At 56.1% G+C, this 23,519-nt stretch carries 17 protein-coding genes; 12 read left to right on the top strand and 5 right to left on the bottom strand.

Annotated elements, in window-relative coordinates; translation table 11 throughout:
• Window positions 1-10: 10 nt before the first annotated feature.
• The 4 genes from JY391_RS04320 to mutH all read right to left on the bottom strand — a co-directional run bounded on the left by JY391_RS04320 (window position 11) and on the right by mutH (window position 2,986).
• A complete protein-coding gene (locus JY391_RS04320) occupies window positions 11-1,051 on the bottom strand; it encodes an NADP(H)-dependent aldo-keto reductase (RefSeq protein WP_211935274.1) in 1,041 nt (346 codons plus the stop codon).
• A gap of 107 nt (window positions 1,052-1,158) precedes the next feature.
• Entirely contained in the window at window positions 1,159-1,377 is a 219-nt protein-coding gene (gene ygdR, locus JY391_RS04325; RefSeq protein ID WP_042288923.1) for a lipoprotein YgdR, read from the bottom strand.
• Between the two features lie 136 nt (window positions 1,378-1,513).
• A complete protein-coding gene (locus tag JY391_RS04330; RefSeq protein WP_042288921.1) occupies window positions 1,514-2,227 on the bottom strand; it encodes a TerC family protein in 714 nt (237 codons plus the stop codon).
• A gap of 63 nt (window positions 2,228-2,290) precedes the next feature.
• Complete coding sequence (gene mutH, locus JY391_RS04335; RefSeq protein ID WP_060569439.1) at window positions 2,291-2,986, bottom strand: DNA mismatch repair endonuclease MutH; 696 nt, start codon at window positions 2,984-2,986, stop codon at window positions 2,291-2,293.
• Window positions 2,987-3,670: 684 nt separating this feature from the next.
• Between mutH and rppH the strand changes: the two genes are divergently transcribed.
• The 12 genes from rppH to recD all read left to right on the top strand — a co-directional run bounded on the left by rppH (window position 3,671) and on the right by recD (window position 21,976).
• A complete protein-coding gene (gene rppH, locus JY391_RS04340) occupies window positions 3,671-4,201 on the top strand; it encodes an RNA pyrophosphohydrolase (RefSeq protein WP_042288915.1) in 531 nt (176 codons plus the stop codon).
• Between the two features lie 12 nt (window positions 4,202-4,213).
• Complete coding sequence (gene ptsP, locus JY391_RS04345) at window positions 4,214-6,460, top strand: phosphoenolpyruvate--protein phosphotransferase (RefSeq protein ID WP_042288913.1); 2,247 nt, start codon at window positions 4,214-4,216, stop codon at window positions 6,458-6,460.
• Between the two features lie 175 nt (window positions 6,461-6,635).
• Window positions 6,636-7,511, top strand: a complete 876-nt coding sequence (gene lgt / locus JY391_RS04350; RefSeq protein WP_042288910.1) for a prolipoprotein diacylglyceryl transferase — start codon at window positions 6,636-6,638, stop codon at window positions 7,509-7,511.
• 6 nt (window positions 7,512-7,517) lie between these two features.
• Entirely contained in the window at window positions 7,518-8,312 is a 795-nt protein-coding gene (thyA, locus tag JY391_RS04355; RefSeq protein WP_042288907.1) for a thymidylate synthase, read from the top strand.
• Window positions 8,313-8,495: 183 nt separating this feature from the next.
• Window positions 8,496-8,966: a prepilin peptidase-dependent protein gene (locus tag JY391_RS04360; RefSeq protein WP_042288904.1), complete on the top strand. Its 471-nt coding sequence runs from the start codon at window positions 8,496-8,498 to the stop codon at window positions 8,964-8,966.
• Window positions 8,957-9,520, top strand: a complete 564-nt coding sequence (locus tag JY391_RS04365; protein WP_211935774.1) for a prepilin peptidase-dependent protein — start codon at window positions 8,957-8,959, stop codon at window positions 9,518-9,520. Before JY391_RS04360 ends, JY391_RS04365 begins: the two co-directional genes overlap by 10 nt.
• The gene (locus JY391_RS04370; RefSeq protein ID WP_060569435.1) at window positions 9,517-9,924 is read left to right on the top strand and encodes a DUF2509 family protein; all 408 of its coding nucleotides are present in this window, start codon (window positions 9,517-9,519) and stop codon (window positions 9,922-9,924) included. The genes JY391_RS04365 and JY391_RS04370 overlap by 4 nt, the downstream gene beginning before the upstream one ends.
• The gene (locus JY391_RS04375) at window positions 9,909-10,229 is read left to right on the top strand and encodes a prepilin-type N-terminal cleavage/methylation domain-containing protein (protein ID WP_042288899.1); all 321 of its coding nucleotides are present in this window, start codon (window positions 9,909-9,911) and stop codon (window positions 10,227-10,229) included. Before JY391_RS04370 ends, JY391_RS04375 begins: the two co-directional genes overlap by 16 nt.
• A 15-nt stretch (window positions 10,230-10,244) precedes the next feature.
• On the top strand, window positions 10,245-13,616 hold the full coding sequence (gene recC, locus JY391_RS04380; protein ID WP_211935275.1) for an exodeoxyribonuclease V subunit gamma: 3,372 nt from the start codon (window positions 10,245-10,247) through the stop codon (window positions 13,614-13,616).
• 110 nt (window positions 13,617-13,726) lie between these two features.
• Window positions 13,727-16,615, top strand: coding sequence for a pitrilysin (ptrA, locus tag JY391_RS04385; RefSeq protein ID WP_211935276.1), 2,889 nt, complete (start codon window positions 13,727-13,729; stop codon window positions 16,613-16,615).
• Window positions 16,608-20,153, top strand: a complete 3,546-nt coding sequence (gene recB, locus JY391_RS04390; protein WP_211935277.1) for an exodeoxyribonuclease V subunit beta — start codon at window positions 16,608-16,610, stop codon at window positions 20,151-20,153. The genes ptrA and recB overlap by 8 nt, the downstream gene beginning before the upstream one ends.
• Window positions 20,150-21,976, top strand: a complete 1,827-nt coding sequence (gene recD, locus JY391_RS04395) for an exodeoxyribonuclease V subunit alpha (protein ID WP_211935278.1) — start codon at window positions 20,150-20,152, stop codon at window positions 21,974-21,976. Before recB ends, recD begins: the two co-directional genes overlap by 4 nt.
• A gap of 40 nt (window positions 21,977-22,016) precedes the next feature.
• Here recD and argA read toward each other — a convergent pair whose 3' ends face one another.
• A complete protein-coding gene (gene argA / locus JY391_RS04400; RefSeq protein WP_042288887.1) occupies window positions 22,017-23,348 on the bottom strand; it encodes an amino-acid N-acetyltransferase in 1,332 nt (443 codons plus the stop codon).
• Between the last annotated feature and the right edge of the window lie 171 nt (window positions 23,349-23,519).

A 23,519-nucleotide genomic window follows, 5' to 3' on the forward strand; every position in this document is an offset into this window, starting at 1 on the left:
GCGCTAATCGTCACGGTGCCGGATAGGTATAAATCTGATGCACCGCTTCGATCTCCGTCAGCACCTCTTCGCTTAATTCCAGATGCAGGCTTTCAACATTGGCGTGTAGCTGTTCCATCGTGGTGGCGCCCAGCAGGGTGCTGGCGACAAACGGTTGACGGCGAACGAATGCCAACGCCATTTGCGCCGGATCCAGACCATGGCGTTTCGCGATATCCACATAGGCCGCCACGGCTTTTTCGGTCTGCGCGCCGCTGTAGCGGGTAAAGCGGCTGAATAAGGTATTGCGCGCGCCAGCGGGTTTTGCGCCGTTCAGATACTTACCTGTCAGGGTGCCAAAGGCGAGGCAGGAATAGGCCAACAGCTCGACGCCTTCGTACTGGCTCACCTCCGCCAGGCCGACTTCAAAGCTGCGGTTAACCAGACTGTACGGGTTCTGAATGGTGACGATGCGCGGCAGGTCGTGTTTATCCGCCAGATGAAGATAGCGCATCACGCCGAAAGCGGTTTCGTTGGAAACGCCGATATAGCGAATCTTTCCGGCGCGCTGAAATTCGGCCAGCGCATCCAGCGTATCCAGCAGCGAGACCACCGGCGCCGTGTCCGTCCAACTGTAGCCGAGCTTGCCGAAGCAGTTGGTCTGACGCTGGGGCCAGTGTACCTGGTACAGATCCAGATAATCGGTCTGCAGCCGCTTCAGGCTGTCGTGCAGCGCTTCACGAATGTTCTTGCGGTCCAGCGCCTGGTTTGGCCGAATGCCGCTGTCGTTATTGCGCGCCGGACCGCTGACTTTCGAGGCGATAATCAGCTTTTCGCGGCAGCCCTGTTTCGCCAGCCAGTTGCCAACGTAGGTTTCGGTGAGTCCCTGGGTTTCCGGTCGCGGCGGGACCGGGTACATCTCGGCAACGTCGATCAGGTTAATGCCATTCGCGACGGCATAGTTGAGCTGTGCATGTGCATCGGCTTCGCTATTTTGTTCACCAAACGTCATTGTGCCCAGCCCCAGTGTACTGACTTCAAGTGAGCTGTGGGGTATACGGTGATAGTGCATAGCCGTTTCCTTTTTATAATCACGACATAAGGATGATAAAAATGGCTGAGGGAAGGGAAAAAGGGAAGAAAAATTGTTAAGGCCAGCGTGAATGCTGACCTCAACCATCAACGCTCAATGATTTGAGAAACGTCGTCGCGGTTAATTTGCATGGCGTTACCCTGCTGATCGTGGTAGCTCACCAGACCGGTATCATCGTCTATTTCCGGTTTTCCGTCGGTCAGGATCATACGTCCATCTTTGGTCGCCATGACATAGTCGCTACTGCAGCCGGAAACGGCAAAAGCCAGTCCTACGGCGGAAATTACTACTGCCCATTTTTTCATCCATTTATCCTCACGTGGCATTCGTCTGATAATAGTCTAGTAATAACGTGAAGTTATGCTCAGGGAAAGCAGTAAAATCTTAATCTGTGAAAGGACGGAGAAGGCATTCGCTCCCCGTAGGGAGCGAAAGGGAGGATCACAGCGGGTTCTTTTTGTTTCGCAGCAGGTTCAGGCTCTCTACCGCGATAGAGAAGAACATGGCGAAATAGATGTAGCCCTTCGGTACGTGAACGTCGAAACTTTCCAGAATAAGGGTAAAGCCAACCAGGATAAGGAACGACAGCGCGAGCATCTTCACGGATGGGTGTCTGTCGACAAACTCGCCGATGGGACGCGCGGCAAACATCATCACGCCTACGGCTATCACCACCGCCGCCATCATGATGAACAGATGATCGGACAACCCTACCGCCGTGATCACCGAATCCAGACTGAAGATGATATCCAGCAGCATAATCTGCACGATCGCCCCCAGAAAAGAGGAGACGCGGGTTTTCAGCCCTTCTTCTTCACCTTCAATGGATTCGTGGATCTCCTTGCTCGCTTTCCAGATCAGGAACAGACCGCCGAGCAGCAGAATGAGATCGCGTGCGGAGATTTCCTCGCCAAAAACCTCAAACAGCGGATTCGTCAGGCGTGTCACCCAGGCAATGGAAGCCAGCAGCGCCAGACGCATGATCATCGCCGCGGCGAGACCGAGGCGTCGGGCATGCGCACGCTGCGCGGTAGGAAGTTTTGCAACGACCAGAGAGAGAAAAATAATATTATCGATCCCGAGCACGATCTCCAGCAGCGTCAGCGTACCGAGCGCGAGCCAGGCGTTGGGATCGGTTATCCATGCAAATAACATTGAGCAAAGTCCTGCCAAAAAAAGAAGCGGTAATTATATGCCTCTACCACGACAGGCGAAAGTCTAACGCAGCTGTAACAAAAAATGGCGTTCCAGCAGGGCGCGAGTGAAGTTCTTTTTCAGATAGAAACCGCGTGGCAACGTCAGGATTGGCTGGCCCTGCGCGCCAATGGCTTCGGTCAGCGCTTTGGCGTTGGCGGCCTTGGGGCGCAATTGTAAAAATTCGCCATGCCGGGCGGTAATTCGTTCCACCTGGCCTAATACAATCATATCCATCAGCTCTTCCCAGTCGAGACGCAACTGGCGCTCCTCGTCCGGGTCCGGACTCCACAGCACAGGGGAGCCGACACGCCGCAAGGAGAGCGGGATGGCGCGGTCGCCCTCTACCGGGATCCACAACACCCGCTTCAGTTTATGCCGCACATGGCTGGTTTCCCACGTAACGCCGCTATTGCCGGTGAGCGGGGCGACACAGACGAAGGTGGTCTCAAGGGGGCGTCCCTGACTGTCTACAGGAATCGTTTTCAGTTCCACACCTAAAGCCGCGAAATCCTGCTCAGGTTTACTGCCCGCGCTGGCTCCCAGCCACAGCTCCAGTAAAACGCCAATCCAGCCTTTATCGCGTTTGAGATCTTTTGGCGTTGTCATCCCGGCAAGCGCGGCCAGTTCACCCAGCGTATAGCCTGAAATCTGCTGCGCCTGCTGGAGTAGCAGCGCTTCTGATTCCGGTGGAAAACGTAACGGCTGGAGAGCGGACATAGCGAGATACCTTAGGTGAAAAAATAGACAACGGATTTATACCGCAGAAAAGAAGTTTATCGTTTTCCGCCCCTTCTGTTCAATCCTATGATTTAACGTGCTTTTTAGATGACAGAGCGGTGAGTTGCGCAACATGAAAACCGGTTTTCCAATTCTGGTCACTGAAAATAAACAGGATCTTACACCATGTTATCCACAGAAAGATGGGATAACTGTGAAAAACCGCGACTACTGTTTCCATTTACAGCCTTGACGTGCGGGGAAAATCGAATTTTCACACAAATTGTGTTTAACTTATTGGCACAATCTGTGGATAAAACCGACGCTGTTCGATCTTTCATCAGCCCGAGGATCGTTGGTGTGATGGACATCACTTTTTTATCGGGGAACCGGTAAATAAGTGAAGTAACCGCATGAATAACCGCATTTATTTTTTTACCCCGTCAGGGCGTTTATTCAGACTGTTCTGGGTTTTCCCGGAGTAATTCCATACTTTTTCACAACTCTATCCACAGAAAAGGTGAATAAGATCGGTCAAAAATGCCAGTTTCTGTTTATAACTTCGTTCTTAACTGTGAGTTATTCAATTGTTATTAGATACGCAGGTCGCTAACACAATGGTTTACCGCCTGTCAGGAGTGTGAAACAATCATTCATATATAAGGTTTACGTTGAGGTAGTCCGGTGATTGATGACGATGGCTACCGCCCAAATGTAGGTATCGTAATTTGTAATCGTCAGGGGCAAGTCATGTGGGCCCGGCGATTTGGTCAGCACTCCTGGCAATTCCCGCAAGGCGGAATCAACCCTGGAGAATCAGCAGAACAGGCGATGTACCGGGAACTGTTTGAAGAAGTTGGGTTAAGCCGTAAAGATGTGCGGATCCTGGCTTCTACTCGCAACTGGTTGCGTTACAAGTTACCGAAACGTTTGGTGCGTTGGGACACAAAGCCGGTTTGTATCGGCCAGAAGCAAAAGTGGTTTCTTTTGCAGTTGATGAGCGCGGACGCGGAAATCAACATGCAAACCAGCAGTACACCTGAGTTCGATGGCTGGCGTTGGGTAAGCTACTGGTACCCGGTTCGGCAAGTGGTTTCATTCAAACGTGATGTTTACCGCAGGGTGATGAAAGAGTTCGCAAGTGTCGTGATGGCGCTTCAGGAAGCGACGCCGAAGCCGCAAAGCGCACCTGCTTATCGACGTAAAAGAGGTTAAGCCACGCAAATTATGCTCACCCGCCTGCGCGAAATAGTCGAAAAGGTGGCCAGTGCTCCACGTCTGAATGAAGCGTTGAACATCCTGGTCACCGACATCTGTCTGGCGATGGATACTGAGGTCTGTTCGGTCTACCTGGCCGATCACGATCGACGTTGTTATTACCTTATGGCGACCCGGGGGCTAAAAAAACCGCGAGGTCGCACGGTTGCGCTCGCCTTCGATGAAGGGATCGTCGGCCTGGTAGGCAGGCTGGCGGAGCCGATCAACCTTGCCGATGCGCAAAAACACCCCAGTTTCAAGTACATTCCCTCAGTTAAAGAAGAGCGCTTTCGCGCGTTTCTTGGCGTGCCGATCATCCAGCGGCGACAACTGCTGGGCGTGCTGGTGGTTCAGCAACGCGAGCTGCGCCAGTACGACGAAAGCGAAGAATCATTCCTCGTCACGCTCGCCACCCAGATGGCGGCCATTCTTTCACAGTCTCAGCTCACCGCGCTGTTCGGTCAGTACCGTCAGACGCGCATCCGCGCGCTGCCCGCCTCGCCAGGTATTGCCATTGCCGAAGGCTGGCAGGACGCAACGCTGCCGCTGATGGAGCAGGTGTATCAGGCTTCCACTCTGGATCCGGCGCTAGAGCGCGAGCGTCTGACCGGCGCGCTCGAAGAAGCGGCGAACGAATTTCGCCGTTACAGTAAACGCTATGCGGCTGGCGCGCAAAAAGAGACGGCGGCGATATTTGATCTCTATTCGCACCTGCTCTCTGATGCCCGGCTGCGGCGGGAGCTGTTCGCCGAAGTCGATAAAGGCGCGGTGGCGGAATGGGCGGTCAAAACGATTATCGAGAAGTTTGCCGAACAGTTTGCGGCGCTGAGTGACAATTATTTAAAAGAGCGTGCGGGCGATCTGCGCGCGCTCGGCCAGCGATTGTTGTTCCATCTCGATGACGCCATCCAGGGGCCAAACGCCTGGCCGGAGCGCTTTATTCTGGTTGCCGATGAGCTTTCCGCCGCGACGCTTGCGGAGCTGCCGCAGGACAGACTGGCAGGCGTTGTGGTTCGTGACGGCGCCGCCAACTCACATGCGGCGATTATGGTTCGCGCGCTGGGGATCCCGACCGTCATGGGGGCCGATATTCAGCCTTCGGTACTGCATCGGCGCACGCTGGTGGTGGACGGCTATCGTGGCGAACTACTGGTCGATCCTGAACCGGTATTGATCCAGGAATATCAGCGACTTGTCAGCGAGGAGATCGCGCTCAGCCGTCTGGCGGAAGATGATGTCAACCAGCCTGCGCAGTTGAAAAGCGGCGAACGGGTTAAGGTGATGCTGAACGCCGGTCTGAGTCCGGAGCATGAAGAAAAACTCGGTAGCCGCATTGACGGTATTGGCCTGTACCGCACCGAAATACCCTTCATGCTGCAAAGCGGCTTTCCGTCTGAAGAGGAGCAGGTCGCGCAGTATCAGGGCATGCTGCAAATGTTTAACGACAAGCCGGTCACGCTGCGTACGCTGGACGTCGGGGCGGACAAACAGCTGCCGTATATGCCGATCAGCGAAGAGAACCCGTGTCTTGGCTGGCGGGGGATCCGCATTACGCTCGATCAGCCGGAGATCTTCCTGATCCAGGTGCGTGCGATGCTCCGCGCCAACGCGGCAACGGGCAACCTGAGCATTTTGCTGCCGATGGTCACCAGCATTGATGAAGTGGATGAAGCGCGGCGGTTGATCGATCGCGCCGGGCGCGAAGTGGAAGAGATGATCGGTTACGCGATCCCTAAACCGCGGATCGGCATCATGCTTGAAGTGCCGTCAATGGTGTTTATGCTGCCGCATCTTGCCAGTCGCATCGACTTTATCTCGGTTGGCACGAACGATCTGACCCAGTACATTCTGGCGGTAGATCGCAATAACACGCGCGTCGCCAGTATTTATGACAGCCTGCATCCAGGCATGTTGCGCGCGCTGGCAATGATCGTGCAGGAAGCGGAGCGAAGCGGCATTGATCTGCGCCTGTGCGGTGAAATGGCCGGGGATCCCATGTGCGTACCGATCCTGATTGGTCTTGGGTTCCGCCATCTTTCGATGAACGGCCGTTCGGTAGCGCGAGTGAAATACCTGCTTCGCCATATCGATTTCGAAGACGCGAAGGTGCTCGCCCGGCGCAGTCTGGAGGCGCAGCTGGCGACGGAGGTCCGGCATCAGGTCGCAGCCTTTATGGAGCGGCGTGGGGTCGGCGGTTTGATCCGCGGCGGACTGTGATTACGCATCTGTTTCCAGTGCGTTTGTCCGTTGCCTGACAGAACTTTTACAACCCGACGCAACTGCCGCGCGCCCCTTATGCTATTATTCGCACCTTCGGAGCGCCTGTAACCTGCGGGCGTGCATCTCGCGCGCTGACTTATTTCAGCAAAATTACAAGAACTTGTGGTGACAGATGACCAGTAGCTATCTGCATTTTCCGGAATTCGATCCGGTCATTTTCTCAATTGGACCCGTCGCGCTTCACTGGTACGGCTTAATGTATCTGGTGGGGTTCATTTTTGCGATGTGGCTGGCGACGCGGCGTGCCAACCGCCCGGGCAGCGGCTGGACCAGGAATGAAGTCGAAAATTTACTCTATGCAGGCTTCCTCGGGGTATTCCTCGGCGGACGTATTGGCTACGTGCTGTTCTATAACTTCCCGTTGTTTCTGGAAAATCCCCTGTATCTGTTCCGCGTCTGGGACGGTGGCATGTCCTTCCACGGCGGCCTGATCGGCGTGATTCTGGTGATGATCATTTTTGCCAGACGCACAAAGCGTAACTTCTTCCAGGTTTCTGATTTTATCGCGCCGTTGATCCCGTTTGGCCTGGGCGCGGGCCGTCTGGGCAACTTTATCAACGGCGAACTGTGGGGGCGTGTGGACCCTGATTTCTCTTACGCCATGCTGTTCCCTGGCTCGCGTACCGAGGATATTCTGCTGCTGCAAACGCATCCGCAGTGGCAGTCCATTTTTGACACCTACGGCGTCCTGCCTCGCCACGCTTCCCAGCTCTATGAAATGGTGCTGGAAGGGATAGTCCTGTTTATCATTCTTAACCTGTTTATTCGTAAACCGCGACCGATGGGCTCCGTATCCGGATTGTTTTTGATTGGTTACGGCGCGTTTCGTATCATCGTGGAATTCTTTCGCCAGCCGGATGCGCAGTTTACCGGCGAATGGGTACAGTACATCAGCATGGGGCAGATCCTCTCAATTCCGATGATTGTCGCTGGTGTGATCATGATGGTTTGGGCTTACCGCCGCAGCCCGCAGCAACACGTTTCCTGAGGAACCATGAAACAGTATTTAGAACTGATGCAAAAAGTGCTGGATGAAGGCACACAGAAAAACGACCGCACCGGAACCGGAACGCTTTCCATTTTTGGTCATCAGATGCGTTTTAACCTGCAGGAAGGATTCCCGCTGGTGACGACAAAGCGTTGCCATCTGCGCTCGATCATTCATGAACTGCTGTGGTTCCTGCAGGGTGACACCAACGTCGCTTATCTGCATGAAAATAATGTCTCCATCTGGGATGAATGGGCGGACGAAAATGGCGATCTCGGTCCGGTTTACGGCAAGCAGTGGCGTGCCTGGCCGACGCCTGACGGCCGTCATATCGACCAGATCACCACGGTGATGAATCAGCTGAAAAACGACCCCGATTCGCGCCGTATCATCGTTTCTGCCTGGAATGTCGGCGAACTGGATAAAATGGCGCTGGCGCCCTGCCATGCGTTCTTCCAGTTCTATGTGGCGGACGGCAAGCTCTCCTGCCAGCTTTATCAACGTTCTTGCGACGTGTTCCTCGGCCTGCCTTTCAACATCGCCAGCTACGCCCTGCTGGTGCATATGATGGCGCAACAGTGCGACCTGGAGGTGGGCGATTTCGTCTGGACCGGTGGCGACACCCACCTGTACAGCAACCATATGGAGCAAACGCACTTGCAGTTAAGCCGTGAACCGCGCGCGCTACCGAAACTGGTGATCAAGCGTAAGCCGGCATCGATCTTCGACTATCGCTTTGAAGACTTTGATATTGAGGGCTACGATCCGCATCCCGGCATCAAAGCGCCCGTGGCTATCTGACCCTTGCTATCCTGTCATGACCGACGCCACAGTGCGTCGGTTTTTTTTATCCTGTTACCGTTCTTTCGGCGCGGATTCCAACGATTCTGCAATCTGCTGCAACGCCATAAATATTCTTCGTAACGCGCCGAATAATCCGCTTTCTCCCCTCGTTTTTATTTTTCGCCTGGCCATACTGCCGCTATGAAAAAACAGCAGGGTTATACGCTCATCGAAATGCTGGTCGCGATGCTTATTATCGTCAGCCTGAGTGCAACGGGACTGTATGGCTGGCAACGCTGGCAGCAACAGCAGCGCTTATGGCAGACCGCCTGCGAACTGCGGGATTATTTGCTTCAACTGCGTGAAGATGCCAACTGGCATAACCGCGACCATACCATTGCCGTCATCAGGGAGGAGGAAAGAGAGTGTCTTGTCAGTTCGCTTGCCCAACAAACGACCTGTCTGCCACGTTCCGCGCTGGTCTTTACGCCGCGTTGGCACGACATCGCCATCGCGGAGATCACGCCGTCGCTAGCCTTCTTTGGCCTGCGCAACACTGCCTGGGCCGGACATATCCGCCTGAAAAACCCGGCGGGCGAATGGCGTCTGGTTGTGTCGCCGTGGGGGCGCATTCGCTTGTGCGAGCGCGACAACACCGAGGCCTGCCGATGAACGAACGCGGATTTTCATTGCTCGAAGTTTTAATCGCGATGGCCATCGGTAGTGTACTGCTGTTGGGAGCCGCCCGCTTTTTGCCCGCGTTACAGCGCGACATTTTGCAGCATACCCGAAGGCTTTCGCTGGAAGACGATATGTGGCAGCGGGTGTATACCGTCGCGAAGCATCTTCAGCGAGCCGGGTATTGTTATGGTAGCTGCAAGGGAAAAGGGTTGTTTATTGCCCAACAGGGGCAATGCGTCATCGCGCAGTGGGATGCCAACGGTAACGGTATCTGGGAGCGCGAGCCGCTAAAAGACGCCGAACAGATTGGGTTTCGTCTTAGCGGTAGCGCACTGGAAACATTGCGGGGGGCAAGAAGCTGTACCGACAAAGGTTGGGATAAAATGACCGATCCAGACACCGTTCAGATCACCGGGTTTGTGGTTGAACGGCAAGACACTGCTGGTTTTGCGCCCGAACTGACCCTACGGTTGCGCGGCGAGAGCCGGGCCCGTCCGCGGATGGCGATTGACGTGTTGTATAGCGTGACGGGATTTAATCTGTGAACCGTGAGCGAGGCGTCTCTTCTCTTGCACTGGTACTGTTGCTGTTGGTGCTTGGGAGCCTGCTGTTGCAAGGGCTAAACCAGCAGCAAACGCATTTTTCCCGGCGCGTGGCGCTGGAAAGCCAGGCCTTACAGCGTCAGGCGCTGGTGCAGTCAGCCATAGAGTGGGGCAGAATGCAGCATTGGGGCACAGGCGCTGAAAAACAGTGTCGGTATTATGCGGCGGAAAGGGTTCCCGTCTGCCTGCGTCAGATCGATGGAAAACGCGCGCTGCTTATTGCAAGCTGGCAGGGGACATCATTATGGCGACAAGCGGAACAGCGCGAAGAAAGCGTCGTGTTTTCTCCGTCTGGCTGGAGCGATTTTTGCCCGCTGCGGGAGGTTGCGCTATGCCAGCTTCCCTGAGCCGCCAGCGTGGTTTTAGCCTGCCTGACGTGCTGTTAGCCATGCTGTTGATGGTCATGGTGGTCACCGCGCTTTCCGGGTATCAGCGTGCGCTAATGAACAGTTTTGTCGTGAACGGCCAGTATCTGCAACAGTGGCGACTCGCCTGGCGACAAACGCAACTGCGGCCATTATCGCCACCTGATAACTGGCGGGTTAACCGGATGCAGACAACGCAGGCCGGATGTGTCAGCATCAGCGTTCAGCTGGTTTCACCGCTGGGCAGACAGGGCGCGATGACGCGTCTGCACTGCCCTAATCGTTAGTTGTCAGGAGTCTCTATGTTAAGGGTCTACCACTCAAACCGTCTGGATGTGCTGGAAGCGTTGATGGAGTTTATCGTCGAGCGCGAGCGGCTGGACGATCCGTTCGAGCCAGAAATGATTTTGGTGCAAAGCACCGGTATGGCGCAGTGGTTACAAATGACCCTTTCGCAGAAGTTTGGCATCGCCGCCAATATCGAGTTTCCCCTGCCGGCGAGTTTTATCTGGGACATGTTTGTTCGCGTGTTGCCGGAAATTCCTAAAGAGAGCGCATTTAGCAAACAGAGCATGAGCTGGAAACTTATGACGCTGTTGCCACAGCTTCTGGAGCAAGACGACTTCGCGTTGCTGCGCCACTATCTGACGGACGACAGTGACAAACGCAAACTATTCCAGCTTTCTTCGCGCGCGGCGGATCTGTTCGACCAGTACCTGGTTTACCGTCCTGACTGGCTGACGCAGTGGGAAACAGGTCGCAGGATTGAGGGGCTGGGCGAGGCTCAACGTTGGCAGGCGCCGCTGTGGAAGGCGCTGGTGGAATACACCGCGGAGTTAGGACAACCGCGCTGGCACCGCGCTAACCTTTACCAGCGTTTCATTCAGACTCTTGACAGCGCCAGTTCCTGTCCGCCCGGGCTGCCTTCTCGGGTGTTTATCTGCGGAATTTCCGCGCTACCGCCCGTCTATTTGCAGGCGCTGCAGGCCCTCGGTAAACATATCGACATTCATTTACTTTTTACCAATCCCTGCCGTTATTACTGGGGTGATATTAAAGATCCGGCCTGGCTGGCAAAGCTGCTGGCGCGTCAACGGCGGCACAGCTTCGAAGAGCGCCATTTACCGTTGTTTCGTGATAATGCGAAAGCCGAAAGCTTATTTAACCGCGACGGAGAACAGGACGTCGGCAATCCAATGTTGGCGTCATGGGGGAAGCTGGGACGAGACTATATTTACCTGCTCTCCGAACTGGAAAACAGCCAGGAGCTGGATGCGTTCGTCGACGTCACGCCGGATAACCTGCTGCACGCTATTCAGGCCGATATCCTTGAGCTGGAGAACCGCGCGGTAGCGGGCGTGAATCTGGAAGAATATTCGCGCAGCGACAGTAAGCGTCGGCTTGACCCGAACGATACCAGCGTTACTTTTCACGTGTGTCATAGTCCGCAGCGAGAAGTGGAAGTGCTTCACGATCGCCTGCTGGCAATGCTTGAGGCCGATCCCTCGCTGACCCCGCGCGATATTATCGTAATGGTGGCGGATATCGACAGCTATAGCCCGTTTATTCAGGCGGTATTTGGCAGCGCGCCGCCTGAGCGTTATCTGCCCTATGCCATTTCGGATCGCCGCGCCCGCCAGTCTCACCCGGTTTTGCAGGCGTTTATCAGTCTGCTGTCACTGCCTGACAGCCGCTTTGTTTCTGAAGATGTGCTGGCGTTACTGGATGTGCCGGTGCTGGCGGCGCGTTTTAATATCAGTGAAGAAGGGCTGCGCTATCTGCGGTTGTGGGTTAACGAATCCGGCATCCGTTGGGGGATTGATGACGATAACGTACGGGAGCTGGCGCTTCCGGCGACGGGGCAGCACACCTGGCGATTTGGCCTGACGCGAATGCTGCTCGGCTACGCGATGGAAAGCGCGCAGGGCGAATGGCAGTCCGTCCTGCCGTATGACGAATCCAGCGGGCTGATTGCGGAACTGGTTGGGCATCTTGCGTCTCTGCTGATGCAGCTCAACATCTGGCGACGTGGACTGGCGCAGGAGCGGCCTCTGGAGGAGTGGTTACCCGTTTGCCGGGACATGCTCAACGATTTTTTCCAGCCGGACAGCGAAACGGAAGCCGCCATGACGCTGATAGAGCAGCAGTGGCAGACGATTATTGCCGAAGGAATAGGCGCGGAATATGGCGATGCGGTACCGCTTTCGCTACTGCGTGATGAACTGGCGCAGCGACTGGATCAGGAGCGAATCAGTCAGCGATTCCTGGCCGGCCCGGTGAATATCTGTACCCTGATGCCGATGCGGTCCATCCCGTTCAAAGTGGTTTGTTTGCTGGGAATGAACGACGGCATTTACCCACGCCAGCTGCCCCCGCTTGGTTTTGACCTGATGAGCCAGAAGCCAATGCGTGGCGATCGCAGTCGTCGGGATGATGACCGCTACTTATTCCTGGAAGCATTAATTTCTGCCCAACAGACGTTGTATATCAGCTACATCGGGCGCTCCATTCAGGATAACAGTGAACGCTTTCCTTCGGTACTGGTGCAGGAACTGCTTGACTATATCGGACAAAGCCATTATTTGCCGGGCGACGAGGCGCTGACCTGCGATGAAAGCGAGGCGCGGGTGAAAGCACATATTGCCTGTCTGCATACGCGAATGCCGTTTGACGCGCAGAACTTCCAGCCTGGCGAGTTGCAGAGCTACGCCAGCGAGTGGTTGCCAGCGGCCAGCCGTAGCGGAAAGGCCCATAGCGATTTTGTCCAGCCGCTGGAATTTGCGATGCCGGATACGTTGAATCTCGACACGCTTCAGCGTTTCTGGGCGCATCCGGTACGGGCGTTTTTCCAGATGCGATTGCGGGTTAATTTTCGTGCTGAGGAGAGTGATATTCCGGACACGGAGCCTTTTACTCTGGAAGGTTTAAGCCGTTATCAGCTCAACCAGCAGTTGCTGAACGCGCTGGTCGAGCAGGGCGATGCGGAAAGCCTGTTCCGTCGTTTCCGCGCGGCGGGCGATCTGCCTTACGGGGCGTTTGGCGAAATTCTCTGGGAAGCTCAGCATCAGGAAATGCAGACGCTGGCCGACAAAATTATTGCCTGTCGCCAGCCGAGTCAGAGTCTGGAAATCGATCTCGACTGTCACGGCGTCCAGTTGACCGGCTGGCTGCCGCAGGTGCAGGAGGACGGCCTGTTACGCTGGCGGCCTTCCCTAATCAGCGTTTCGCAGGGCGTGCAACTTTGGCTCGAACACCTTGTCTATTGTGCCTGCGGGGGAAAAGGCGAAAGTCGGCTGTTTTTGCGAAAAGACGGCGAATGGCGCTTCCCGCCGTTAGAAAAAGAGCAGGCGTTAGGCTACCTTGCGCAACTGATTGAAGGCTATCGCGAAGGGATGTCCGCGCCGCTTTTGGTTCTGCCGGAAAGCGGCGGCGCGTGGATAAAAGCCTGTTACGACGCGGCAAATGATGCCATGTTAGAGGACGACGACACGCGCCAGAAGGCCCGCACGAAGTTTTTGCAGGCTTACGAAGGGAATATGATCGTGCGTGGCGAAGGCGATGATATCTGGTATCAGCGCCTGTGGCGGCAACTGGAGCCAGACACGCTTGAGATGATACTCGCGCAGTCGCAACGTTACCTGCTTCCGCTTTTCAGATTTAATCAGTCGTCATGATTGTATAAAAATTGCGCAATTTAAAGGCTTCCTTTAAGATGCGTTGCCCTGCCCGGAGTCGCAAACGGCGTGTCTTTGCGCTGAAAGAAAGTTAATGATGAGGTTTTTGAATGCCCCGCAGCACCTGGTTCAAAGCGTTACTGTTGTTCGTCGCCTTTTGGGCGCCCTTAAGTCAGGCAGACACCGGTTGGCAACCCATAGCGGAAACTATCCGGAAAAGCGACAAAGATACCCGTCAGTATCAGGCCGTGCGTCTGGATAATGACATGGTGGTTTTGCTGGTATCCGATCCGCAGGCGGTAAAATCCCTCTCTGCGCTGGTGGTACCCGTTGGTTCGCTTGAAGATCCGGAGGCGCATCAGGGGCTGGCGCACTATCTTGAGCATATGTGTCTGATGGGATCGAAAAAATACCCTCAGGCCGACAGCCTTGCTGAATATCTCAAACTGCACGGCGGCAGCCATAACGCCAGCACCGCGCCGTATCGCACCGCTTTTTATCTGGAAGTCGAAAACGACGCTCTGGCCGGAGCCGTTGATCGATTGTCAGACGCCGTCGCACAACCGCTTCTGGATAAAAAATATGCGGATCGTGAACGCAACGCGGTGAACGCAGAGTTGACGATGGCGCGTACCCGTGACGGGATGCGAATGGCGCAGGTCAGCGCAGAAACCATCAACCCTGCGCACCCGGGCTCACGCTTTTCCGGTGGAAACCTGGAAACCCTGAGCGATAAACCCGGAAACCCGGTGCAACAGGCGCTGGTCGACTTCCATAAAAAATATTACTCCGCCAACCTCATGAAAGCGGTGATATACAGCAATAAGCCGCTGCCGGAGCTGGCGAAGATGGCTGCTGAAACCTATGGTCGGGTGCCGAATAAAAACATCGAAAAACCGGCTATCACCGTCCCGGTGGTCACCGACGCGCAAAAAGGGATTATCATCCACTACGTTCCCGCGCTGCCGCGAAAAGTGCTGCGCGTCGAGTTTCGCATCGACAATAACAGCGCGCAGTTTCGCAGCAAAACGGACGAACTGATCGCATATTTGATCGGTAATCGTACGCCAGGCACGCTTTCTGACTGGCTACAAAAGCAGGGACTGGTGGAAGGTATTCGCGCGGACTCCGATCCGGTAGTGAATGGCAACAGCGGCGTGCTGGCAATTTCGGCCACGTTGACCGACAAAGGGCTGGCCCAACGCGAAGAGGTTGTCGCCGCTATTTTCAGTTACCTCAATCTGCTGCGTGAAAAGGGAATTGATAAGCGCTACTTTGACGAACTGGCGCATGTACTTGACCTCGACTTCCGTTATCCGTCAATTACCCGCGATATGGACTACGTCGAGTGGCTGGCGGATACCATGATCCGCGTACCGGTGGCGCATACTCTCGACGCCGTAAACATTGCCGATCGTTACGACGCCAAAGCGATAAATGCGCGTCTTGGCATGATGACGCCGCAAAATGCGCGTATCTGGTACATCAGCCCGAAAGAGCCGCACAATAAAACCGCTTACTTTGTCGATGCGCCGTATCAGGTTGATAAAATCAGCGAGCAGACGTTTGCCGCATGGCAGAAAAAAGCGCAGGGCATTACCCTGTCGCTGCCGGAACTTAACCCCTATATTCCTGACGATTTCACCCTGACTAAACCGCAAAAGTCATACCCCCGCCCGGCGCTGATTGTCGATGAGCCGGCGCTGCGAGTGGTTTACGCGCCAAGCCAGCACTTTGCCAGCGAACCCAGGGCGGACGTCAGCGTCATTTTGCGCAACCCTAAAGCGATGGACAGCGCCAGAAATCAGGTGATGTTTGCCCTGAATGATTATCTGGCGGGGATCGCGCTCGATCAGTTAAGCAACCAGGCCTCCGTCGGCGGGATCGGCTTTTCCACGAACGCGAATAATGGTCTGATGCTGAATGCCGACGGTTATACGCAGCGCTTGCCGCAGCTTTTCAAGGCGCTGCTTGAAGGGTATTTCACCTATAGCGCGACGGAAGAACAGCTGGAACAGGCGAAATCCTGGTACAGCCAGATGATGGATTCCGCTGAGAAAGGTAAAGCTTACGAGCAAGCCATCATGCCGGTGCAGATGATCTCGCAGGTGCCTTATTTCACCCGCGATGAGCGTCGCGCGCTGCTGCCGTCAATCACGCTGAAAGAGGTGATGGAGTATCGTGAGGCGTTAAAAACCGGCGCGCGTCCGGAGTTCCTGGTCATCGGCAACATGAGCGAGGCGCAGGTGACGTCAATGGCGCGCGATATCCAGAAACAGCTGGGCGCGAACGGCTCAGAGTGGTGTCGTAATAAAGATGTGGTGGTCGATAAAAAGCAGTCCGTGATTTTTGAAAAAGCGGGCAGCAGTACAGACTCCGCACTGGCGGCGGTTTTTGTGCCCACGGGCTACGACGAGTATGCCAGCTCGGCCTACAGTGCGATGCTCGGTCAGATTGTGCAGCCGTGGTTTTACCATCAGCTTCGTACTGAAGAACAACTGGGTTACGCGGTATTCGCTTTCCCGATGAGCGTAGGGCGTCAATGGGGGATGGGTTTCCTCCTGCAAAGCAGCGACAAACAACCTAAGTATTTGTGGGAGCGTTATAAAGCGTTTTTCCCAACAGCGGAAGCAAAACTACGGGCAATGAAGCCGGAAGAGTTTGTGCAGATCCAGCAGGCGATCATTGCGCAAATGGTGCAGGCGCCGCAGACGCTGGGTGAAGAAGCATCGAAAATCAGCAAAGATTTCGATCGCGGCAATATGCGTTTCGATTCGCGTGATAAAATCGTCGCCCAGATAAAACTGCTGACGCCACAGAAGCTCGCGGATTTCTTCCATCAGGCGGTGGTCGCGCCGCAAGGCATGGCGATACTGTCGCAAATTTCCGGTGGTCAGAGCGGGAAGGCGGGTTACGCCCGCCCGGAAGGCTGGAAAGTGTGGGATAACGTCAGCGCGTTGCAGCAAACTTTGCCCCTGATGAGTGATAAGAATGAATGATGTTGCCGAGTCCCTTGATCCCCTGCGCTTGCCCCTTACGGGCGAGCGCCTGATTGAAGCCTCGGCGGGGACCGGCAAAACCTTTACCATCGCAGCGCTTTATTTGCGCCTGTTGCTCGGACTCGGCGGTACAGCCGCCTTTCCTCGTCCGCTCACCGTGGAAGAACTCCTGGTGGTGACCTTCACCGAGGCCGCCACCGAAGAACTCCGCGGCCGTATTCGCAGCAATATTCATGAGCTGCGTATCGCCTGCCTGCGCAAGTCCACCGATAACCCGCTTTATGCCAGCCTGCTGGATGAGATCGCCGATACCGAACAGGCGGCCCAGTGGCTGCTGCTGGCTGAGCGGCAGATGGACGAGGCGGCGGTGTTTACTATCCATGGTTTTTGTCAGCGCATGCTGAGCCTGAATGCCTTTGAGTCCGGCATGCTGTTTGAACAGCAATTGATTGAGGACGAATCCCTGCTGCGCTATCAGGCGTGCGCGGATTTCTGGCGTCGCCACTGCTACCCCTTACCGCGTGAAATCGCTCAGGTGGTATTTGAGACCTGGAAAGGCCCTAAGTCGCTGCTTGCCGATATCAATCGCTATTTGCAGGGGGAAGCGCCGGTCATTAAAGCGCCGCCGCCCGATGACGAAACGCTGGCCTCCCGTCATGACGCCATCGTCGGACGGATCAACGCGCTCAAGCAAAAGTGGTGTGAATCAGTCGATCAACTGGAGGGGCTGCTGGAATCCTCTGGCATTGACCGGCGCAAATTTAATCGTGGTAATCAGGGAAAATGGATCGAAAAGATCAGCGCCTGGGCGCAGGAAGAGACCCTGAGCTACCAGCTCCCGGACGCGCTGGAGAAATTTTCGCAGCGTTTTTTGCAGGAACGGACCAAAGCGGGCGGCGTCGTGCCGGAACATCCGCTGTTTGTCGCCATTGATGAACTGCTGGCGGAGCCTCTGACCATCCGGGATTTGGTGATCACGCGCGCGCTGGCGGAAATTCGTGAAACGGTTGCCCGCGAAAAGCGCCGCCGCGGCGAACTCGGGTTTGACGACATGCTCAGCAGGCTGGACGCCGCGCTGCGCAGTGAGAACGGCGATGCGCTGGCGGCCGCCATTCGTACCCGTTTTCCGGTCGCGATGATCGACGAATTTCAGGACACCGATCCTCAGCAATACCGAATTTTCCGCCGTATCTGGCAGCGGCAGCCGGAGACGGCGCTGTTACTGATCGGCGACCCGAAGCAGGCGATATATGCATTTCGCGGTGCGGACATTTTCACGTATATGAAAGCGCGTAGCGAAGTGAACGCGCACTATACGCTCGATACCAACTGGCGTTCCGCGCCAGGAATGGTCAACAGTGTTAACCGACTGTTCGGCCAGATGGACGATGCCTTTATGTTTCGTGAGATTCCGTTCCAGCCAGTTAAGTCTGCCGAAAAAAACCAGTCGCTGCGCTTTGAGTTTCGTGGCGAAGCACAGCCCGCGATGACAATGTGGCTGATGGACGGGGAAGGCTGCGGCGTGGGGGATTACCAGAGCTACATGGCGCAGGTCTGCGCTGCGCAAATCCGCGACTGGCTGGAAGCCGGGCAGCGTGGCGACGCTCTGCTCATCCGCGGTGAGCGCGCGCAAGCGGTGAGCGCGTCCGATATTAGCGTACTGGTCAGAAGCCGCCAGGAAGCCGCGCTGGTGCGCGATGCCCTGACCCTGCTTGCCATTCCTTCTGTCTATCTATCCAACCGCGACAGCGTGTTCGACACGCTGGAAGCCCAGGAAATGCTCTGGGTGCTGCAGGCGGTCATGAACCCGGAGCGGGAAAATACCTTACGTAGCGCGTTAGCTACTTCGATGATGGGACTGAACGCCCGTGATATCGAAACGCTTAATCAAAGCGAAAGCGCCTGGGATCGGGTGGTGGAAGAGTTTGTCGGTTATCGTCAGATCTGGCAGAAGCGCGGCGTCATGCCGATGCTGCGCGCGCTGATGTCGGCGCGTCATATCGCGGAAAACCTGCTGGCAACGGCGGGGGGCGAACGTCGCCTGACCGATATCCTGCACATCAGCGAGCTATTGCAGGAGGCGGCGTCGCAGCTGGAGAGCGAACATGCGCTGGTACGCTGGCTTTCTCAACATATTCTTGAGCCGGACAACAATGCCGCCAGCCAGCAGATGCGTCTGGAAAGCGATAAGCATCTGGTGCAAATCGTCACCATTCATAAATCGAAAGGGCTGGAATACCCGCTGGTGTGGCTGCCGTTTATCACCCACTTTCGCGTTCAGGATCAGGCGTTTTACCATGACCGTCAGTCCTTTGAAGCGGTACTGGATCTCAGCCATGCGGAAGAGAGCATTGCGCTGGCCGAAGCCGAGCGGCTGGCGGAAGATCTGCGGTTGCTATACGTGGCGCTGACCCGTTCCGTCTGGCACTGTAGCCTGGGCGTTGCGCCTCTGGTGCGCCGCCGGGGCGACAAAAAAGGCGATACCGATGTGCATCTGAGCGCGCTTGGCCGTCTGCTGCAAAAAGGCGAGCCGAAAGACGCCGCCGGGCTTCGCGCCGCGATTGAAGCGCTGTGCGATGAGCATATTCATTGCCGGGCCCCGGACGTGATCCGTCCTGAGTCACTGCCAGCCTTCGCGGAAAGCGAGGCGGCGCTGAGCGTTCGTCATGTACTGCGTACCCCCGGCGATAGCTGGCGTGTGACCAGTTATTCCGGCCTGCAGCAGCGCGGACACGGCATCGCTCAGGATCTTATGCCGCGACTGGATATCGATGCCGCAGGCGTCGGCGAGGTGGTGGACGCCCCTGAACTGACGCCGCACCAGTTTCCGCGCGGCGCGTCGCCGGGCACGTTCCTGCACAGCCTGTTTGAAGATCTCGACTTTACCCAGCCGGTTGATCCCGTCTGGGTGCGGGAAAAGCTTGAATTGGGCGGCTATGAGGCGCACTGGGAACCGACGCTTACCCAGTGGATCGCGGCGATTTTACGCACCCCCCTCAATGAAACGGGCGTCAGCCTGAACCAGCTTTCGGCGCGTGAAAAACAGGTTGAGATGGAGTTTTATCTGCCGATCGGCAAGCCGCTGGTCGCTGCGGAACTTGATGCGCTTATTCGTCAATATGATCCGCTCTCGGCGGGCTGTCCGCCGCTGGATTTCACACAGGTTCGTGGGATGCTGAAAGGCTTTATCGACCTGGTGTTTCGTCATCAAGGCCGCTATTACCTGCTGGACTATAAGTCAAACTGGCTGGGCGACAATAGCCAGGCCTACACGCCGGAAGCGATGGCGGCGGCAATGCAGGCACACCGCTACGATTTACAGTATCAGCTTTATACCCTTGCGCTGCATCGCTACCTGCGACATCGCATTGCGGATTATGACTATACGCGCCACGTTGGCGGCGTGATTTATCTGTTTTTACGCGGAGTGGACAGCGAACAGCCGCAGCAGGGGATTTTCACTACCCGCCCTGACAGCGAGCTGATTACCCGCATGGATGAGATGTTTGCGGGTGTGACAGAGGAGGAGACGCGATGACGTTACAGGAGCGACTGCTCGACGCTGTGGAACAAAAACAGCTTCGCCCGCTGGACGCGCAGTTTGCGCTGGCGGTAACTGGCGAGAATGAGCCTGCCGTGACGCTGGCGGCGGCGCTGTTGAGTCGGGACGCCGGAGAGGGGCACGTCTGTTTACCGCTTGCGCGCCTGACGCAGAAGGATGATCTGCCACCGGTGCTGGCCGCCTGCCTGAGTGAGATCGGCGAGCCAGCAGACTGGCGTGAATGTCTGCTGGCCTCCAGCGCGGTCAGCCGCGGCGAGCATCCCTCGCCGATGATTCTCTACGGCGAACGTTTGTATCTGAATCGCATGTGGTGTAACGAACGGACGGTAGCGCGGTTCTTTAGCGAAGTAAATCAGCCCATTGCGGTGGATGAAGCCCTGTTGTCGCAAACGCTGGAAGCGCTATTTCCGGACGCTGATGACATTAACTGGCAAAAAGTGGCGGCGGCGGTCGCGCTGACCCGGCGGATTTCGGTGATTTCCGGCGGGCCGGGGACGGGAAAAACCACAACCGTGGCGCGACTGCTGGCGGCGTTAATTCAACTGGCGGACGGCGAGCGATGCCGCATCCGGTTGGCGGCGCCGACGGGCAAAGCGGCAGCGCGGCTGACCGAATCATTAGGCAAGGCCCTGCGCCAGCTTCCGCTGACAGACGAACAGAAAAAACGCATTCCTGAAGAGGCCAGCACGCTGCACCGGCTGTTGGGCGCCCAACCGGGCAGTCAGCGCTTGCGCCATCACGCGGGTAACCCGTTGCATCTGGACGTGCTGGTGGTTGATGAAGCGTCCATGATTGACCTGCCGATGATGTCGCGCCTGATTGACGCGTTGCCGCCGCATGGGCGGGTGATTTTCCTCGGCGATCGCGACCAGCTGGCGTCGGTAGAAGCAGGGGCGGTGCTCGGTGATATCTGCGCGTATGTGAACGCGGGTTATACGCCGGAGCGGGCGCAACAGTTGACCCGCCTGACCGGTATGCCCGTCCCGGCAGGTACCGGTACTGAAGCCGCTTCCCTGCGGGACAGCCTGTGTCTGTTGCAAAAAAGCTATCGCTTTGGCAGCCATTCCGGCATTGGCCAACTGGCGGCGGCGATCAACCGGGGCGATAAGGCGGCGATAAACACCGTCTTTCAGCAGGATTTTGCAGATATTGAGAAACGGATATTGCAGAGCGGGGAAGACTACAGCGCTATGCTTGATGACGCGCTGCGCGGCTACGGACGCTATCTGCAACTGCTTTCACAGCGTGCGGAACCAGACGCAATCATTGAGGCTTTCAATGAATTCCAGTTGCTCTGCGCGCTCCGTGAAGGGCCGTTTGGCGTCAGCGGACTGAATGAACGTCTTGAGCAGGCTATGCAGCAGAAACGGAAAATTCGCCGTCTGCCGCATTCCCGTTGGTATGAAGGGCGGCCAGTTATGATTGCCCGCAACGACAGCGCGCTGGGGCTGTTTAACGGCGATATTGGCATTGCGCTTGAGCGCGGGGACGGCTTACGGGTTTGGTTCGCGATGCCGGACGGCAGCATCAAAGACATACAGCCCAGCCGCCTGCCGGAGCATGAAACAACGTGGGCAATGACGGTGCATAAATCGCAGGGATCGGAGTTCGACCATGCGGCGCTGGTGTTGCCCACCCAGCGCTCGCCGGTGGTGACCCGCGAACTGGTGTACACTGCTGTAACCCGCGCGCGCCAGCGGCTATCGCTGTATGCCGATGAGCGCATTCTGAGCAGCGCGGTGGCCACCCGCACCGAACGCCGAAGCGGTTTGTCCGCGTTGTTCAATGGCGAAGGCTAACTGTCTGGCCGGAGAAGCGGTTGCGCGTTCCGGCCCCCGCTTATCCTAAATCCGCCATCAGCACTTTTGAACGCCGCTGGTAGTTGTACATCTCTTTTTTGCTTTCCGGCAACAAATCAATGTCCACCGGCGTAAAGCCGCGCTCCTGGAACCAGTGAATGCTGCGGGTGGTGAGTACGAACAGCTTGCTCAGGCCAATTTGCTTTGCCTGGGCGGCAATGCGTTCCAGCAGAACTTCTCCCCGCGAGGAGCTACGGTAGTCCGGATGCACCGCCACGCAGGCCATCTCGCCGATTTTTTCTTCCGGGAAGGGGTACAGGGCGGCGCAGGCGATGGTCATGTTATCGCGCTGAATAATGGTGAATTTGTCGATCTCCATCTCCAGTTGTTCGCGTGAGCGGCGCACCAGGATCCCCTGCTGCTCCAGTGGGCGAATCAGTTCCAGAATGCCGCCGATATCGTTTATGGTCGCGCGACGAATTTGTTCGGCGCTTTCCATTACGATCTGGGTCCCGATGCCGTCACGGGAGAACAGCTCCTGCAACAGCGCGCCATCTTCCTGATAGCTAATCAGATGACAGCGGCGCACGCCGCTGCGACAAGCTTTCACCGCCCCACGCAGAAAACGCACGGTGCCGGAGTTGTAATCGCCTTTTTCTTCCTGCGCCTCAACTCTGGCCTGCGCTTCGTTGGGGAACAGTTCAGAGACGATATCGCCGTCCTCGTTGGTCACGCCCTGAGACGAACAGAAGCCAATCATCTTTTCTGCCTTCAGCTTGATCGCCAGTTGGGTGGCGATTTCTTCCGACGTCAGGTTGAAACTTTCGCCAGTCACCGAGACCGCGACCGGGCCCATCAGTACGATCGCGCCGCTGTCTAACTGCCGGTGGATCGCCTCTTCGTCAATACGGCGAATGCGTCCGCTGTGGCAATAGTCGACCCCATCGTCGACGCCCAGCGGCTGCGCGATAATGAAATTCCCGCTGACCACGTTAATGTGCGCGCCCTGGAGCGGCGTATTGTTCAGGCTCATTGATAAGCGCGCAGTGATATCCAGCTGCAAGGTGCCCGCTGCCTGTTTAACCAGTTCCAGTGTTTTGGCGTCGGTGACACGCGTATTTTTGTGATACATCGGCTCATGATGATGTACGGCCAGGTTGGCGTCGATTTGCGGACGCGCGCCATACACCACCACCAGGCGAATGCCAAGGCTATGGAGAAGGCCAATGTCGTTGACAATACTGGAAAAGTTTTCATGCTCAATGGCTTCGCCACCAAGCATAATCACAAACGTTTTTCCCCGATGGGTATTGATATAGGGAACAGAATGGCGGAATCCCTGTACCAGTTCGGTTCTACGTTCCTTCACCACGGCCTACCCTCACTGCATGATTATTCGTAATTATTGTATTTTTATTCTGTTTCTTCGCCATGCGCAAGCGCAAATTTTAATCCGGGCAAAGTTTTTTCTCAGTAATACCGTGAATACCAAAAGAATGTTTACCCTTTTATTGATGACAGATTATGCGTCATTCGCTAAAGT

Origin of the sequence: Citrobacter sedlakii (assembly GCF_018128425.1) — a bacterium.
Taxonomy (GTDB): Bacteria; Pseudomonadota; Gammaproteobacteria; order Enterobacterales; family Enterobacteriaceae; genus Citrobacter_A; species Citrobacter_A sedlakii.

Coding starts and splice junctions, on each gene's coding strand:
- JY391_RS04320 (WP_211935274.1), bottom strand. CDS start 1,051: ATGCACTATCACCGTATACCCCACAGCTCACTTGAAGTCAGTACACTG.
- ygdR (WP_042288923.1), bottom strand. CDS start 1,377: ATGAAAAAATGGGCAGTAGTAATTTCCGCCGTAGGACTGGCTTTTGCC.
- JY391_RS04330 (WP_042288921.1), bottom strand. CDS start 2,227: ATGTTATTTGCATGGATAACCGATCCCAACGCCTGGCTCGCGCTCGGT.
- mutH (WP_060569439.1), bottom strand. CDS start 2,986: ATGTCCGCTCTCCAGCCGTTACGTTTTCCACCGGAATCAGAAGCGCTG.
- ptsP (WP_042288913.1), top strand. CDS start 4,214: ATGCTCACCCGCCTGCGCGAAATAGTCGAAAAGGTGGCCAGTGCTCCA.
- lgt (WP_042288910.1), top strand. CDS start 6,636: ATGACCAGTAGCTATCTGCATTTTCCGGAATTCGATCCGGTCATTTTC.
- thyA (WP_042288907.1), top strand. CDS start 7,518: ATGAAACAGTATTTAGAACTGATGCAAAAAGTGCTGGATGAAGGCACA.
- JY391_RS04360 (WP_042288904.1), top strand. CDS start 8,496: ATGAAAAAACAGCAGGGTTATACGCTCATCGAAATGCTGGTCGCGATG.
- JY391_RS04375 (WP_042288899.1), top strand. CDS start 9,909: ATGCCAGCTTCCCTGAGCCGCCAGCGTGGTTTTAGCCTGCCTGACGTG.
- recC (WP_211935275.1), top strand. CDS start 10,245: ATGTTAAGGGTCTACCACTCAAACCGTCTGGATGTGCTGGAAGCGTTG.
- ptrA (WP_211935276.1), top strand. CDS start 13,727: ATGCCCCGCAGCACCTGGTTCAAAGCGTTACTGTTGTTCGTCGCCTTT.
- recB (WP_211935277.1), top strand. CDS start 16,608: ATGAATGATGTTGCCGAGTCCCTTGATCCCCTGCGCTTGCCCCTTACG.
- recD (WP_211935278.1), top strand. CDS start 20,150: ATGACGTTACAGGAGCGACTGCTCGACGCTGTGGAACAAAAACAGCTT.